We start from the raw sequence: 15,858 nt of genomic DNA, 5'->3' as shown, positions 1-15,858 counted from the left end.
CAGAAGCCCCCAAGTGAGGGGCTTTTGAATTTTTTCTAGTAGAGGCGGCGCACCGGGATCGCTCACCGCCTCGCTGCTTGGATTTACCATTTGTTATGAGCAAGGCAACTCCACAGTAAATTGGGTCCCGCGGCCCACCTCACTTTGCACCGAAATAAAGCCATGATGAGCCTCGACAAATTCCTTTGCAATGGCAAGTCCCAGACCCATGCCCCCCGTATGACGGGAACGTGATTCTTCTACGCGGTAAAACCGGTCGAACAGGAAGGGCAACCGCTCCGCTGCGATCCCTGCTCCGGTATCCGCAATCGTGACGGTGACATAACGCGACTCCTCGTGGAAATGATCCTTCAGCCGGATCGAAATCCTGCCGCCGGACGACGTATACCGCAGGGCATTGACCAACAAATTATAGAATACTTGCGTCATCCTGTTCGAATCGATAAGTGCATTCAAGGGCTGTGCCGGGTACGAGCGAACCATATCGATATGCCGTTCTTCTGCTTCCGGCTTCAACATCTCGATAATCCGATCCAAAAGGGGGACAAGATCGGCCGGGGATCGGTCCAGCCGCAATTTGCCTGCTTCGGCCAGCGTTAACTGGTGGAGATCGTCGACAAGCTTGGACAACCGGATGACTTCATCCTGTATTGGCAATAAGGTTTCGGGAGGGATGTCCCGTCCTGCCTCTTGGATCATTTCCATATGACATTGAATAATGGAGAGCGGCGTCCTTAACTCATGCGCCACATCGGCGGTCAAATGTTTGCGCACCTCTTCTGCGCGAAACAGCTGCTGTCCCATATGATTGAGCGCCTCGGTCACTTTTCCGAACTCATCTCTTGTCGTCACGGGAATGCGAATGGGAAGCTCGCCAACTCCAATCTGGTGGATGGCGGGAAGGAGCCGGTTCAGCGGCTGTGTTATCTTCTTGGTTAACCATAAGCCAAGAAGCAGCGCAATGATCCCGGTTACGGCCGGCACCCTCAAGGCTGAGGTATGCATGGAGGCCAGAATATACTTCTTGATCTGACCCTCCTCGGCCGATTCCCACCTGTCGGCATAGATCGTGCCGACTGTCGTTCCGTTAACCACGACGGTATTCCGTTTCCCTGTCTGCATCAACGCCCCGGGATCGCCCGCCCCTCTATAAAACAGGATGCCGCCTTCCGTAGACAATAGAGCGAGCTCACGTTCATGGGGATTTCGCTGCTCCTCTTCGCTTGACATCTTCAATAGCTCAATGCCTTCCCATGAATGGTTATGCTCCAGATAGTGGGTTACAAACAGGTCTGTGGTTTTTGCCTTGAAGTAATCATCAAACCGGTTCTTCAAGTATCCTTGGGTTGCCCCGTAGTAGCCCACTGTTACAAAAAGCACGAGAACCGCCATCGCGCCAAACAATTTATCCCCGATACACCAACGCACCTTCATAACTTGTCACCGAATCGATAACCGAATCCGAACACGGTTTGAATATATTGGGGGTTCGCCGGATCGTTCTCGATCTTTTTCCTCAGGTTGCTGATGTGGGAATCGATCGTGCGCTCGTAGTTGACGAAATCATCATGCATGACCGATTTCATCAATTGCAGCCGGCTGAAAACAATACCGGGTTTGGTGGCGAGGGTCATCAGTAATTTGAATTCCGTAGGAGTAAGAATCATTTCTGCGCCATTCTTCAAGACTTGGCATTTCGATTCAATAATCGTCAAATCTCCCCTTTGCATCGACTGCATGTCTTCGGGTTTCCCCTGAATGCGGCGTAAGACGGAACGTATTCTCGCCGCTAACTCCCTCAAGCTGTAAGGCTTTGTCATGTAATCGTCGGCCCCGATCTCCAAACCGAGAATTTTATCCACCTCCTCCGTCTTTGCCGTCAGCATAATGATTCCATACGGCCCCATGTTCCGAAGCTCGCGGCAAACTTCAATCCCGCTCATTCCCGGAAGCATCCAGTCCAGGACAACCAAAGCCGGGCTTTCCGCTTTGGCTGCAGTCAGCGCGTCCTCGCCCGTCGTGGCGGTCACCATCCGAAACCCTTCATTTTGCAGATAGGAAGCCGTCGCCTCCAGCATTTTCACTTCATCGTCCACCAGAAGTATAGTGGTTTTCATTTTCATCCCGCTTCTTTCTGCTGTTTTACCCGTATTATAGCTTCTTTTTTTAGGCAAACATAGAAGTCCCATGAAAAAAGGATACCTTCTCCACAAGTTCTTAACATGGGCTTGCTAAACTACTTGCAAATAACAAAGAGGAGGAAATACAAATGAAAATGAAGCTGGCTTCATTCGTAATTCTTGGTACACTTCTGCTTGTGCCATCGATTGCTTCTGCGGAAGTGACCGGCGGTAATGTCGGAATCGGATTAACCCCCGGGCGGCTCGGGGCCATCGTGGCCGCGGTGGTGGGGCTGATCAGCGCAGTCCTCGGCGGGCTGTCTCTGGCCCGTTCCGCCGGTCGTTTCGGCTCCGGCAGCGGGCGGGCCGGGGCCATTGCGGCCGCGGTGGTGGGGCTGATCGGCATCGTCCTCGCCGGGCTGCATCTGGCCAACACCCCAGGTGGTTTCGGCACGGGCAATGGGCGAGCCGGGGCCATTGTGGCCATCGTGGTGGGGCTGGCCGGCATGGTCCTCGCCGGGCTGACGCTGGCCCGCTCCCGTAAGTAGCAGGCGGGAGGGATGACTGTAAGGGGGGACAAAGAAGTGGGGCAAATCCTCCATGCACAGATAATTCCTACTCTGGTATGGAAATAATAAGGGTACTTCGAGGAAGAAATACTTTTATTGGGGAAAAGGGAAGCATCATGAGACACAGCCGCTATAAGAAAACGAAATTCTATAAAGATAAATTTATTTACCAAGCTCTTCTCTTTTTTATAATTGTTTTTCTCATTATTGGTTACATCCTAATGCACGTAATAAACGCGATCCCCTCAACGGAATATGAAGTGACCATCGTGAATAAAGACAGCAGGTTTAGTTTACGGGGAAAGAATGTATCCGAAAAATACAGGGTTGTGGTTAGGTTCGAAGATGGGAGCTTGCATACGTTTCGCAATACAGACAGCTTACTCCGATGGAAATGGAACTCCCATGATATACAAAGCAAGCTGGTCGTTGGTGAACCTTATAGGATAACCGTTGTCGGTCAATGGTTTGCCGGACACATCAGACAGAATATCATTAGGGCAGAACCGATTCTGGACTAACACAGGCAGAGATTTTCCTATCCTTACAATAAAACAGCGGCAGGCTTGATGGAACCCCAAGCCTGCCGCTGTTTTTATAATCATATAAGATAGATCACCATCAGCCACACGGCCTTCAGGCAGGAACTGTTCTATCCCTTAACAGCAAGCGGCAGCTTACGCAGGGCGAGAATATTAAAGCTCCGTGAGCGGTTCTAACGCTTCGGCCGGCGGAATCTCGAAGGCATCCAGCCGGTCGAGCAGCACCTGCAGGGCAATCGAGGTCTCCAGACGTGCAAGCGGCGCACCCAGGCAGAAGTGGATGCCATGCCCGAACGTAAGATGCGGGCTGGCCGGCCGCGTGATGTCGAAGGTATCGGGGCGCTCGAACTTGGCGGGATCGCGGTTGGCGGCCCCAAGGTAAAGGACGACCCGGTCGCCGGCCTTCAGCTTCGTTCCGGAGATTTCCGTCTCCTGCGTCACGAGCCTGAACATGAGCTGCACCGGTGTACGGTAGCGCATGACCTCTTCCACTGCCTGCGGAATCAGGTCCCGTCTTTGCCTCAGCAGCTTCCACTGCTTGGGATGCTCGGCGAAGGTGCGGATCAGATTGGTGATCAAATTCGTCGTCGTCTCATTTCCCGCTACAAGCAATATCAAACAGAAATTGATCGCCTCCAGATCGGTCAGCTGCTGTCCGTCCACTTCCGCGGCGGCAAGCCGGGAGATCAGATCGTTCCTCGGCTCGGCTCTCCGCTGATGGATCATCGTTTGGAAATACTGCTTCATTTCCTTGTAGGCGGCGACATGCTCAGGCAGTTCCTCGGTTTGTCCGGTCAGCAGACGCTCAGAAATTTCAACGATGATATCCGACCAGACCTTGAACCGGTCGAAATCTTCTTCCGGCACGCCAAGCATCTCCGCAATGACACGAACCGGAAACGGTACGGCGAATTGTTGTACAAAATCGATATCTTGTCCGGCCAGCATCGCATCGATCAGATAGTCTGCGATCTCGCGGATGCGAGGTTCAAGGTCGGCGACGGCCTTGGGCGTAAACGCATGGGCTGCGAGCGCTCTTAACTGCGTATGCCTTGGAGGGTCCATGCCTTGAATTTGATTATCGAAGGTAAGCTCCGTCGACAGCCCGTCATAGAGTGCGGAGGAAAAGGTCTTGTAATCTTGAAATACGCTGCGCACGTCGTCATACCGGAATACCAGATAGGCCCCGAACGGCTCACTATATACGATAGGGGAATGCTGGAGCATTTTTTGATACCAGGGATATGGATTTAATCGTAAATCGGTTGAAGCCGACATTCGGTTCTCTACCTCCCACAAGTTGAGTAATCGGGTTACCCGTTTATCGTAGCAGACGATACGCTTAAGGATAATTATCCGGACGTATGATCTTTCAGGTACCCGAAAGGATAACAACATGTTGACCTATAGAAATTTTAGGAACAGGAGCAGGCTGCCGCGGCGCTGCTTCCTGTTTTTTTGAATATGACCCCAGGTTATCCATGCTATAATATGGAAGAGCTTCGACATAAAGACTTCATGCTCAACTATCCAGGTGGGGGCAGCCGTATCTTAGGGAAAGAGGAGAATGTGTTATGACTGCGCAAAATGTAGACTTGATTCTATTCATGGGCCAATCCAATATGGCAGGCAGAGGTGAAGCCTCGGAAGCGCCGAAAGTGCAAGCAGGAACCGCGTTTGAATTCAGAGCCTCTCTGACCCCACCAAGCTGTATCCGCTGTCAGAGCCATTCGGCGTATACGAGAACAATGAAGCGAGCGGGATAAGCGAGGAGACCAAAACAGGGTCTATGGTCTCGGCTTTTGCCATGGAATACACCCCTATCACCAATCGAATGATGATCGGTGTTTCTTGCTCCAAGGGCGGAACGTCCATTAACCTCTGGCAGCCGGACGGGGCATTCTTGAACGATGCCATATCCCGTTATCACACCGCAGCAAGCTGGCTCACAGACAACGGCTATACCATTAAACATAAGTTCATGGTTTGGTGCCAGGGAGAAACCGACGCGGATCATGGCATGGCAGGGGAAGAGTATCGTACGAAATTAAAGCGGATGATCGACGCCATGGTTTCTGCCGGGCTTGAAAGGTGCTATATCGTACGAATTGGTTGTCATCGGGATCATCCGACGTTATATGATGAGATCATGCTTGCCCAAACGGATCTGTGCAGGACGTATTCCAACGCAGTGCTGGTGTCCACCCGATTTGCGAGTATGGCTGCTGAAGGACTTATGAAAGATCCGTTCCATTATACCCAGAAGGGATATAACATTACGGGGGCGGACGCAGGCAGGAACACGGCTCTTCACATCACTCTGAACCAAGAACCGCAGCTGTATGATCCGAAGAGTCAGTCACTATATCTTTCGCGGAAATAAAGAGGTACCTCGGAGCCGCTCTTGGGAGCGGCTTTTTCTCTTTTATTTGGCGAAGCTTGGCGTTGGACTTTGCCGACATCATAGCAGAATGTAGATAAAACGATCCATTTAGCGGGGATATCCCTAACAAAAATGTCTCATTGCCGGAATTTGGGGGCCGTTTCATAATAAAGTCACACCGCTCGCGATGCGAATAACAATCTGGAGGTGACCGTAGTTGAAGCAAGCGTCCGCCCAAGGCAGTATCCCTGCGGCGCGTATGACTGGGAAAGACCAACAGCATAGTATTCTTACCCGGATGCGCCGGGAAAAGTGGATGTATGTCTTACTGATCCCAGGATTACTTTACTTTCTGATCTTCAAATATGTTCCGATGTGGGGAGCCCTGCTTGCATTTAAGAATTATCAGCCCTTCTTAGGGTTCTTCAAAAGCGAATGGGTAGGATTCGAGCATTTTCGAGTATTTTTCGCCAACCCGGAATTTGGCATGCTGCTGAGCAATACGCTGATGCTATCTTTTCTAAATATGGTGTTTTTCTTCCCGGCTCCGATCATCCTGGCCCTGCTTCTGAATGAAGTCCGGCTCGCCTTGTTCAAGCGGACGATTCAAACCTTGATCTATGTACCTCACTTCATCCCCATGGTGATCGTGGCGAGCTTGACCTACGTGTTCCTGACGACGGAGGGAGGGATTGTGAATGAATACCTGTACAAGTGGACGGGGCAAAAGATCGACTTCCTCTCACAGCCGGATTGGTTCCGGCCTATCATTATCCTTCAGACCATCTGGAAAGAGTGCGGCTGGGGGACGATCATCTTCCTGGCTGCCCTGGCTGCGGTGGACGTGGAGCAGTATGAGGCCGCTATTATGGATGGAGCGAACCGCTGGAAACAGATCTGGCATATCACACTGCCTTCCATCAGCAGCACGATCGTCATTCTGCTGATTCTCCGGATGGGGAACGTGCTGGATAACGGCTTTGAACAAATCTATTTGATGCTCAATCCGCTGAACCGGAGTGTGGCGGAGGTGTTCGATACCTATGTGTATATGGTTGGTATTACCCAAGGAGCGTTCAGCTACAGTACGGCGGTGGGTTTGTTCAAATCCATCGTAGGGATCATTCTCGTACTGGGCACCAACTGGCTGGCCAAGAGGTTCGGACATTCCGGGCTATATTAGCGGGGGAGGAGGAAATTCGTTGACAAGACCGTATAAGTCGGTTTCGGGCACCATCTTCGACGCATGCAACTATCTGTTCCTTGGTGCATTCGCATTGGCGGCTGTGCTGCCTTTCCTCTATATCATTGCGGGGTCCTTCGCCAGTGATGCGGAATTGACGGAGCGGGCGGTATTCCTGATCCCGGAAACCTTCACGTTCGCGGCGTACGAATATATTTTTTCGACCGATACCCTTCTTCGAAGTATTGGGGTTTCCGTTTTTGTTACGGTGGTTGGAACGGCTTTCAACCTCTTCTTTACGGTAACCATGGCTTACCCTCTGGCCCGCAGGGCCTTGGTCGGGCGGAACCTGTTATTGAACCTGGTGATCTTTCCCATGCTCTTCAGCGGAGGCATGATCCCTATGTATCTGGTGATCCGGGAGCTCCATTTGCTGGACAGCTTGTGGGCACTCATCCTACCCGGGGCGATTAATTCCTTTAACCTGATTATCGTGAAGAACTTTTTTCAGGAGCTTCCGCCTGAGCTGGAAGAGGCCGCCAAGATCGACGGCTGCACCGATTTGGGGCTCTTATGGAAGATTGTGCTGCCCTTGTCCAAGCCCGTGCTTGCCACCTTTACGCTGTTTTATGCCGTGTCCCATTGGAATAGCTTTTTTGACGCGCTGCTTTACATCAATGACCCATCCAAATGGCCTTTGCAGGTGATGCTCCGGCAGATCGTGATGCTGTCCCAATCGGCTGCAGGGGACCTGTACAACATGGACCCAAGCTTCGTTAAGCCGCCGGACCAATCCATCAAGATGGCTGTCATTGTGGTCGGCACGATTCCGATTCTGCTCGTGTATCCGTTCCTTCAAAAGCACTTTGCCAAAGGAGTCATGATCGGTTCTGTCAAAGGCTAGAGAACATCGATAAAGAAAGCAAACTGCAATAAAGAACGCAAACTGCAATAAAGAAAGCAAATCTTAAGGGGGCTTACCACCATATGCGAATGATGAAAAGTCAAATGAAAAAAAAGCTCTCCCTGGCATCCGCTGCTGCACTTGTCATGACAGGACTGGCAGGCTGCGCAGACAGCGGCAGCCCGGAAGCACAGCCGGCACAGCCGTCCACAGCGGCGGAGCAGCAGAATTCCGCTCCTCTGGCGCTCAGCATTATGATTCCGTCGTTCAACACCAATTTCCCGAAGGACGGCACTCCCGTTCTGGCGGAGATCGAAAAAAGAACCAACACCAAGATCCATCTGGAATGGGTTCCCAACTCTTCTTATGGAGATAAGTTCAATATTACACTGGCCTCCGGCAGACTTCCCAGCCTGATGTATGTGCCCGATGTCAAGGGCTCCAGCTTCGTCAATGCGGTTGAATCCGGGGCGTTCTGGGAAGTGGGCCCGTATCTGAAGGATTACAAAAACTTAAGTCAAGCCAATCCCATCATCCTGAAAAACTCCTCGATCGGCGGAAAAAACTACGGCCTTTACCGGACCCGCGCTCTAGGACGCAATGGCATCAATTACCGCAAAGACTGGCTTGAGCAAGTAGGGCTGCAGCCGCCGAAGACCATCGATGATTTCTACCATATGCTGAAGGCGTTCAAGGAGAAGGACCCTGACAAGAACGGGAAAAACGATACGTACGGCATGGTGCTGGTGAAGTGGACCGGTCAAAACGCGTATGGCTTCGATACGATAAAACTATGGTTCGGCGCACCTAACAAGTGGGGAGTCGTGGACGGGAAACTGGTTCCGGAGCATGAAACGCCGGAATACCTGGAAGCATTGAAGTTTATGCGGAAGCTCCATGAAGAGAAGCTGATTAACCAGGACTTCGCCGTCTACGACAGCTCCAAGTGGATTGACCCGGTGGTGAACAACCAGGCTGGAGTCATTGTGGACGTCACGGATACGGCCGGACGGATCGATCAGAAGATCCATGCCAATCTGCAAAAAGAAAACAAGGACGATCCGGACAAGCATTACGTCGACAACATGATCGGTGTGGAAGGCAAGCATGGCCTGAGAGCGCTCCCGACCTCCGGCTTCGCGGGGATGATCGTCATTCCGAAAACTGCCGTGAAAACGGAAGGCGAGCTGAAGCGGGTGCTCGGGTTCCTGGACCAGACGAATGAGGCAGATATTCAAACGCTGCTCTATTCGGGGATCGAAGGCCGCCATTATACCAAGGAAAAGGATTATATCTTACCGACTGCAGATAAAACGCTGGCGGATGCCGAGCTCACCGGCTTAGGTCAATTGCTCACTTACATTCCGGAGGACCGGACACTGAAAAGCAAGCAGGCGATGTCTCCGCTCTCCCAGAAAACCGAGAAGCTCCAAGAGGAAGCCGAACAATATATTGTCGTGAATCCTGCCGAGCCGCTGATCTCCAAGGTGTATTCGCTCAAAGGTCCGCAGCTCGATAACATCATCAACGATGCCCGAATCAAATTCATTGTGGGCCAATCCTCCGAGGCGGATCTGAAGGCGGCTTTCGAGCTCTGGAGAAAGAGCGGCGGAGATGATTACGTGAATGAAATGAACACGCTGTACGCTGCATCTCCAAAGAAATAAAACAAGAAATAAAACAAGAAATAAAACAAGAAATAAAACAAAGCCGTGTCAGGGCTGACACGGCTTTGCCTGCTGGGCAGCCGCAGCCCTGCCATTAGAATGTCCTAGAGCAGCATGAAAGTGTTATCAGGCGATTCCTGCCTGCAAGAAAGTGCGATTGAAGACAATAAAACGCGAGTTTACAATGTGCCCGAGGAGTGAAACCGAATGTTAAACGAAACCAAAGTACGGCTGCATATGCTGCAGGATACAACAGGTCATTCGCCCCAAGGAATCACATGGGGGATCCCATGGGATAAAGGAGTGTTGGACCGGAATGATCCATTCATTCTGAGGGGGCCCAACAAAGAGCTTGCCATGCAGAGCTGGCCTGCGGCGTATTGGCCGGACGGCAGCGTGAAATGGACGGCCCATGCCGCAGTGATTGGCGAAGAGGACAGGGAGGAGCTGTACGTTTCCGTCGGGAAGCCATCTGTGGATGAACAGAAGATCACCGTTATGGAGACGGAGGAGAGCATCCACTTGCATTCGGGAGTCGCGGAATGTGTGATTGCCAAGCAGGGAGACCGGCTGATCAGAAGCATATCAAGGAACGGCCGGGTGGTCTGCTCAGGCGGGATGCTGGTCGCCCTTCGGGAGGAGAGAACGGAGGGGATCGGCAGTACATCGATTCGCGAAGAACGGTTTGCCGGCCGGATTCACTCCTATCGTGTGGAGCAGAGCGGTCCGGTCCGGGCGGTCATTCGGCTGGACGGAGTTCATCAAGCAGCCGCAGGGGAGCGGGAATGGCTGCCGTTTACTTTGAGAGTATACATGTATGCGGGTCTGGATACGATCCGTCTCGTCCATACGTTCCACTACGACGGGGATCCGGATCAAGATTTCATGAAAGGGCTGGGGATTACGTTTCATGTGGCCATGGCAGGCCCGCTCTATAACCGGCATGTCCGCCTCGCGGGAGACACGGGCTTTTTCTCCGAATCGCCCAAGACGCTGCATACCCGGCGCACCAAGGGCAAATACCGTGAGTTATTCGAGCGCCAGTGCCATGCGCAGTCGGTAGATTTGGACCCGGTGGAAGATGAATATTTCATGGAGCTGCTTAAGGATTCTGCGACTTGGGACGACTACAAGCTGGTGCAGGATGCTTCCGACCATTACCGCATCTGGAAACGGACGAAGGAGCAGTGCTGCTGGCTGAAGGCAGCGGACGGCCACCGGGCCGGCGGGCTCGGCTATATAGGAAACCTGGACGGTGGTCTCGGCGCGGGACTCCGCCACTTCTGGGAGAAGCATCCCCGTGCCATCGAAGTGAAAGGCACGAGTAAGGATGAAGCTTCGCTTACGCTCTGGCTGTGGTCTCCCGACGTTCCCGCGATGGACCTGCGGCATTATGACACGGAAACCCATGTCGAATCCTCTTACGAGGGCTTCAAGGAATTGAACGCCACTCCATATGGCATTGCCAATACAAATGAGCTGACGCTGTGGGCATTACCGGCTGCCCCGGGCACCGACCGGTTGAAGGAGATGGTGGCGGAGCTGAATGAGCCCCCTATGCTGGTTTGCGAGCCCGAATATTACCACCGCGTACGCGCCTTTGGCTTGTGGAGCCTGCCGGACCGCAGCACGCCGGCCAAGTCCTATCTCGAGGACCGGCTGGATGGAATACTCTCCTTCTTCCAGAGAGAGGTTGTGCAGCGCGATTGGTACGGCTTCTGGGATTTCGGAGATGTCATGCACAGCTACGATCCGGTCCGCCATGTCTGGAACTATGACCTGGGCGGCTGCGCCTGGCAGAATGCGGAGCTCGTGCCGAACATGTGGTTATGGACGACCTTCCTTCGTACCGGACGTGCTGACATATTCCGCCTGGCTGAAGCCATGACGCGGCATACCAGCGAGGTGGACGCGTACCATTTCGGCCCGTTCAAGGGTCTCGGCTCCAGGCACAATGTGGTTCATTGGGGCTGCGGTTGTAAGGAGGCCCGGGTCTTCATGGCCGGCCTGCACCGGTATTATTACTATTTGACGGCCGACGAGAGAACTGGCGACCTGCTCGATTTGGTGAAGGACGCGGATTATTCAACGCTGGTGATGGATCCGATGCGCGCATATTTTCCCAAGGATGAGAATCCGGTCCATCTTCGGATCGGTCCCGATTGGGCGGCCTTCTGCTCCAATTGGATGACCCGCTGGGAACGGTTCGAGGATACGCGATACCGCGACAAGATCCTGACCGGCATTCAGTGCTTGAAGAAGGCCAAATACCGGATGCTGTCCGGTCCTTCTTACGGCTATGACCCTGAAACCAGTAAGCTTTATCCGATGGGAGAGGATAATTCCGGCCGCCACATGGTCATCTGCATGGGCGGTCCGCAGGTTTGGTTCGAACTCGCGGATATGCTCGGTGATCCGGAGTGGGTGGATATGCTGGCTGAGTTCGGCGTCTACTATAATCTTCCGCAGGAAGAGAAGGATCTCATCACCAAGGGAGAGATTCGAACCGAGAGCTGGGGTCACCCGGTTCTCAGCGCGGGCATTGCGGCTTACGGGGCCTATCACAGAGAGGACCAGCGGACCGCGGAGAACTGCTGGCACATTCTTCTGCACAACCCTTTCGGGCAGATGAACCTTTCGGAGAGCGAAAGACGGGTTACCCACTTGGAGGAGCTGCAGGAGATTGAATGGATCAATACGAACGAGGCTTCCCAATGGTCTTTGAATACCATCATCTCTCTGGAGCTGCTGGCAGACTCGCTGGATCACGTGTACAGCAGGCGATAAGCCGACTGCCGGTGATGGTTTCGTTCGAAGATTCGTGAATGGGAAACCTTGCCTGATTCCATACGGATGGGGTATTCTACTGAAGAAAACATAGACGGCTGGTGAATACGATGGGTAAGCTTTTCTCCAAAGGAACGAAATATTACCGGCAGAGCCTGCTGCTGATTGTTGCGATCGCTACGCTGCCCGGACTCTTGCTGAGCGGATTGATGTATTGGGGTGCCGGGGGCCAAATTGAGCAGGAGCTCCACCAGCTCCACCGGCAGAACATGGAAGAACGCGCCCAAACCATTGACGAAACGCTGGCTCACCTGGAATTGTCCCTGGGACATTGGGCCTTCGAGCCCCAGTTCAACTATACTCTGGGGAGCACCGACTTCGGACAAGATTATGGACGCGCCTGGGACATTACCAAGACCCTGCTTATCATACAGAGCTCGAGCGAACTGATTGAGCATGTGGAACTCTATGTGAAGGGGTCGCCGAACCGGGGCAGCATCCGATTTAGCCCCGAGTATAGTGAGCTGAACGAATCCGCCCTGAATGAACAATATGGCCGCCTGCCTCAGCATGACCGTCCGATCTTCTGGAACAACACGTATCCGGGGGTTCAAAAGCAGGAGCAGCTGACCATCATCCAGAAGGTGCCCGGGAACAGCAAAGACCCTGTGGGGCTGCTGCTGGTTCGGCTTAACATGGATAAGCTGGCGCAATTGATGGGTACGCTGACTCCCTATAACGGCGCCAAAACGCTGATCTTCCCAGACAATGGAGCTCCGATCATCCGTGTGGGAGACGGGGAAGAGAACGATGCCTTTATCCAGGAATTGATCCGCGACATCCGCAGCAGAGAGCAGGAGCCGGGCTTATATTATTTCGACTGGCAGGGAAGCCAATATTCCGTCTCGTATGACCATTTTACGAAAGTCAGCACCCGCTGGGCTTATATTTCAGCGGCTCCTATACAGGAGATCACGGCTCCGCTGCTTTCCATTTCGAAATTGATCATCATCGTCAGCTGCGCGGCTCTTGTCATCGCGGTTTCCATGGCATGGCTGGCCTCCCGCCGGATCTATTCGCCGGTTGGCCAGCTGGTTCACACGCTCAGCGGGTACCGAACGGAGCTGCTGGGCAAAGGTGTGGATGAGTTTTCATGGATCAATCAGAAGTGGCAGGAGTTGAACCGGGAGAGCACCTCGCTGCAAACCAAGCTGAAGCATGAGCTGCCGCATCTGAAAGAGAGCTTCGTCCAGCAGCTGATCCAGGGATATCTGGACCGGTACTCCAGCAGTGAACTCATCGAACGCTTCCGGCAGTATGGAGGCCGTGTCGACCGGAGTGTATTTACCGTGGTCCATATGGAATTGATCGGATTCAGCGGCCTTGCGGGCCGGTTCAATACTGGCGATGAAGGGCTGGTCACCTTTACGGCATGCAATATCATTGAGGAATTGGCCGGAAGCCGGCTGGAACAAACTTACGTGATTAATTTTCATGATTTAACCATGGCCCTTCTGGTCGTCGAACCGGCTGCTACTCCCAGAGATCGGATCCTTTCCTTGTGCCGTGAGTTCATCAGCGGAATTAACGAGCTCTTGCGGATGCAGGCTACCGTGGTGGTCGCTCCGCCCACAGAGGATATCAAGCAGATCGGCTCCCGGTTCGAAGGCGCCAAATCGACTGCCCGCTACCGCAGCTTTGAATACGAGAGCCAAATCATCGATATGGAACAGCCTGGTCTGCTGGCCGAGACCGGAGGGCTGAACTATCCATTCTCGATAGAGCGTGAGCTCATTCAAGCTTTACGGGCAGGAGAACGGGAGGAAGCTGTGCAGCAGTTGACCTTGTTTATGGAAGCTCTGTCTGCCGAGCGCGTTACAGAAATGGACGTGCAGCAAGGAATGATGCGCCTGCTGGCCGGAATCTTGAATGTGGTATCACAAGTGGGGATGAATCCGGCCAGTCTGTCCAAGGGAGAAAATATGTTTGAAGCCCTTTCCCAGATCCGGGATACACGCTCCATCATGAAGTGGTTTAACGAACATATCATCGAGCCCTACATGCAGGAGCTCGAAAAGCGGACCAACGGACAAGTGAAAAGAATGATTGAGCAGGCCAAGAACTATTTGCAGAACGAATATGCAAAGGACATCTCGCTGGATAGCTGTGCGGAGCATGTCGGTGCAGCGCCCTATTTACTCAGTAAGGCGTTCAAGGCGGAGACAGGGATCAATTTCACGGAGTATCTAACTCATATTCGCATGGATAAGGCCAAAGCTCTGCTGCGTGAGTCGGATACCATGATTAACGAAATCGCTTTGCGGGTAGGCTACCAGCCCAGCTATTTCATCCGGCTGTTCAAGAAGCTCGAGGGCATCACCCCCGGCCGATTCCGGGAGCTGGTGCGGGACGGGGGAGATTAGGACTGCGCCCGCGGTAGACAGCGGCCCATTCGAACAAGCAGGGACGATCGGCGGCAGCCCGGCGCTGCGAAAGGAGTGCCAATACGATGAAAATGAAGTCTTTTCTACTTCTATGTCTGGTCATCTTAGGTATCGCTTCTGTCGGTCTGATGTACTTGTATCCTTCCATATCTGCTAAATCCCAAACGGAAAGCATGGATATCGGGCACGGCGTTACCATGGAGTTTGTTTTGATCCATCCGGGATCATTCACCATGGGGTCTTCCTTGCATACAGGAGTGGGGGACGAAGCTCCGGAACACCGAGTCACGATCACAAAACCGTTTTATATGGGAACCTATGAGGTGACCCAGGAACAATGGCAGAACTCATGGGGAACAATCCGAGTACATTCAAAGGGGATCAAGCACCCGTAGACAGTGTCAGCTGGGATGAGGCTCAAAGGTTCATTGTAAAACTTCAAGAAAAGACCGGTCGTAAGTTTACCCTGCCAACGGAAGCCCAATGGGAATATGCCGCGCGTGCAGGTACGAGCACTGCATGGGACTTCGGTGACAATGAATCTCTGCTGGGTGAATATGCTTGGTTCGGGGACAATTCAGGTGGTGCGACTCATCCGGCAGGTCAGAAAAAGCCGAATGCTTGGGGACTTCACGATATGTACGGAAATGTCCAGGAGTGGTGTCGTGATTGGTATGCAGCCCCCTATCCCCAAGGGGATGCCGCTGACCCGCAGGGTCCAAAATCAGGTGAGTCACGTGTCCTGCGCGGGGGGGCTTGGGGAGACGATTATACAATGGTTCGCTCCGCCTATCGCAACGCTGCCGGAGCTGACGCCAAAACACCCGGCATAGGTTTTCGGGTTGTCATGGAGATCGATTAATAGAAAGGCCCGGACGGACCGGTGGTTCCGTCCGGGCCTTTCTTTGCATGCGAGGGGAAGCCTGCCTCAGGGAAGATCGAAGGCGACGATTTCATGTGCCCAAATCGCCTCACTGGTATCCACGACCAGAAAGTACTGCAGAACCATAAAAGTGCTACTTCGTGTTCTGCCGTTCCAAGAAAGTCCCATTGCTGGGAATTGGATTCCAAACTATGCTTAGAGCGTCGGGCGGCCGGGAGAGAAGTTCGACAGGTGGACGGTGGTGATTCCCCTTAACCCGGAAGGCATTCTTCCGTCCGATTCAGTCTGGTTCAGTCCGGTTCGCTCGAAGCGAAAGGGTGTGATATCGGCTGCCGCCGGTCTATACCAAGGGAGGTGATCGTACTTATCGTCACTG

10 protein-coding genes and 1 pseudogene are annotated in these 15,858 nt (G+C 53.1%); 8 read left to right on the top strand and 3 right to left on the bottom strand.

The features are described 5' to 3' along the window. Positions 1–93: 93 nt before the first annotated feature. Positions 94–1,434, bottom strand: a complete 1,341-nt coding sequence (locus PM3016_RS20915) for a sensor histidine kinase (protein ID WP_013918512.1) — start codon at positions 1,432–1,434, stop codon at positions 94–96. Continuing rightward, positions 1,431–2,117 carry a response regulator transcription factor gene (locus PM3016_RS20910; protein ID WP_041619495.1) on the bottom strand — a complete coding sequence of 229 codons (687 nt, stop codon included), beginning with the start codon at positions 2,115–2,117 and terminating at the stop codon, positions 1,431–1,433. Before PM3016_RS20910 ends, PM3016_RS20915 begins: the two co-directional genes overlap by 4 nt. A 152-nt stretch (positions 2,118–2,269) precedes the next feature. Between PM3016_RS20910 and PM3016_RS20905 the strand changes: the two genes are divergently transcribed. Further along, positions 2,270–2,668, top strand: coding sequence for a DUF6223 family protein (locus PM3016_RS20905; RefSeq protein WP_013918510.1), 399 nt, complete (start codon positions 2,270–2,272; stop codon positions 2,666–2,668). Between the two features lie 716 nt (positions 2,669–3,384). Here PM3016_RS20905 and PM3016_RS20895 read toward each other — a convergent pair. After that, the gene (locus tag PM3016_RS20895; protein WP_014370826.1) at positions 3,385–4,509 is read right to left on the bottom strand and encodes a cytochrome P450; all 1,125 of its coding nucleotides are present in this window, start codon (positions 4,507–4,509) and stop codon (positions 3,385–3,387) included. Between the two features lie 511 nt (positions 4,510–5,020). Between PM3016_RS20895 and PM3016_RS20890 the strand changes: the two genes are divergently transcribed. From PM3016_RS20890 to PM3016_RS20860, 7 genes and pseudogenes are all read left to right on the top strand, one after another. Continuing rightward, complete coding sequence (locus PM3016_RS20890) at positions 5,021–5,614, top strand: sialate O-acetylesterase (protein ID WP_014370825.1); 594 nt, start codon at positions 5,021–5,023, stop codon at positions 5,612–5,614. Between the two features lie 259 nt (positions 5,615–5,873). Beyond that, positions 5,874–6,797 carry an ABC transporter permease gene (locus PM3016_RS20885; protein WP_238540625.1) on the top strand — a complete coding sequence of 308 codons (924 nt, stop codon included), beginning with the start codon at positions 5,874–5,876 and terminating at the stop codon, positions 6,795–6,797. Between the two features lie 19 nt (positions 6,798–6,816). Continuing rightward, positions 6,817–7,701, top strand: coding sequence for a carbohydrate ABC transporter permease (locus PM3016_RS20880; protein WP_014370823.1), 885 nt, complete (start codon positions 6,817–6,819; stop codon positions 7,699–7,701). An 83-nt stretch (positions 7,702–7,784) separates the two neighbouring features. Further along, entirely contained in the window at positions 7,785–9,368 is a 1,584-nt protein-coding gene (locus PM3016_RS20875) for an extracellular solute-binding protein (RefSeq protein ID WP_014370822.1), read from the top strand. A 207-nt stretch (positions 9,369–9,575) separates the two neighbouring features. Further along, on the top strand, positions 9,576–12,155 hold the full coding sequence (locus PM3016_RS20870; RefSeq protein WP_014370821.1) for an exo-rhamnogalacturonan lyase family protein: 2,580 nt from the start codon (positions 9,576–9,578) through the stop codon (positions 12,153–12,155). A gap of 110 nt (positions 12,156–12,265) precedes the next feature. Next, complete coding sequence (locus PM3016_RS20865) at positions 12,266–14,578, top strand: AraC family transcriptional regulator (protein ID WP_014370820.1); 2,313 nt, start codon at positions 12,266–12,268, stop codon at positions 14,576–14,578. A gap of 86 nt (positions 14,579–14,664) precedes the next feature. Continuing rightward, positions 14,665–15,461: pseudogene (locus PM3016_RS20860) on the top strand (formylglycine-generating enzyme family protein). Positions 15,462–15,858: the final 397 nt, after the last annotated feature.

Source organism: Paenibacillus mucilaginosus 3016 (assembly GCF_000250655.1).
GTDB lineage: Bacteria > Bacillota > Bacilli > Paenibacillales > NBRC-103111 > Paenibacillus_G > Paenibacillus_G mucilaginosus.
The sequence above is the reverse complement of the archived record's forward strand: the minus strand, read 5'-3'. Positions and strand labels throughout refer to the sequence as shown.

Excerpts from the sequence above, each read along its gene's own strand:
- PM3016_RS20895 (WP_014370826.1), bottom strand. The coding sequence starts at position 4,509 with ATGTCGGCTTCAACCGATTTACGATTAAATCCATATCCCTGGTATCAA.
- PM3016_RS20885 (WP_238540625.1), top strand. The coding sequence starts at position 5,874 with ATGACTGGGAAAGACCAACAGCATAGTATTCTTACCCGGATGCGCCGG.
- PM3016_RS20865 (WP_014370820.1), top strand. The coding sequence starts at position 12,266 with ATGGGTAAGCTTTTCTCCAAAGGAACGAAATATTACCGGCAGAGCCTG.
- PM3016_RS20890 (WP_014370825.1), top strand. The coding sequence starts at position 5,021 with ATGGTCTCGGCTTTTGCCATGGAATACACCCCTATCACCAATCGAATG.
- PM3016_RS20915 (WP_013918512.1), bottom strand. The coding sequence starts at position 1,434 with ATGAAGGTGCGTTGGTGTATCGGGGATAAATTGTTTGGCGCGATGGCG.
- PM3016_RS20910 (WP_041619495.1), bottom strand. The coding sequence starts at position 2,117 with ATGAAAACCACTATACTTCTGGTGGACGATGAAGTGAAAATGCTGGAG.
- PM3016_RS20905 (WP_013918510.1), top strand. The coding sequence starts at position 2,270 with ATGAAAATGAAGCTGGCTTCATTCGTAATTCTTGGTACACTTCTGCTT.
- PM3016_RS20875 (WP_014370822.1), top strand. The coding sequence starts at position 7,785 with ATGCGAATGATGAAAAGTCAAATGAAAAAAAAGCTCTCCCTGGCATCC.
- PM3016_RS20870 (WP_014370821.1), top strand. The coding sequence starts at position 9,576 with ATGTTAAACGAAACCAAAGTACGGCTGCATATGCTGCAGGATACAACA.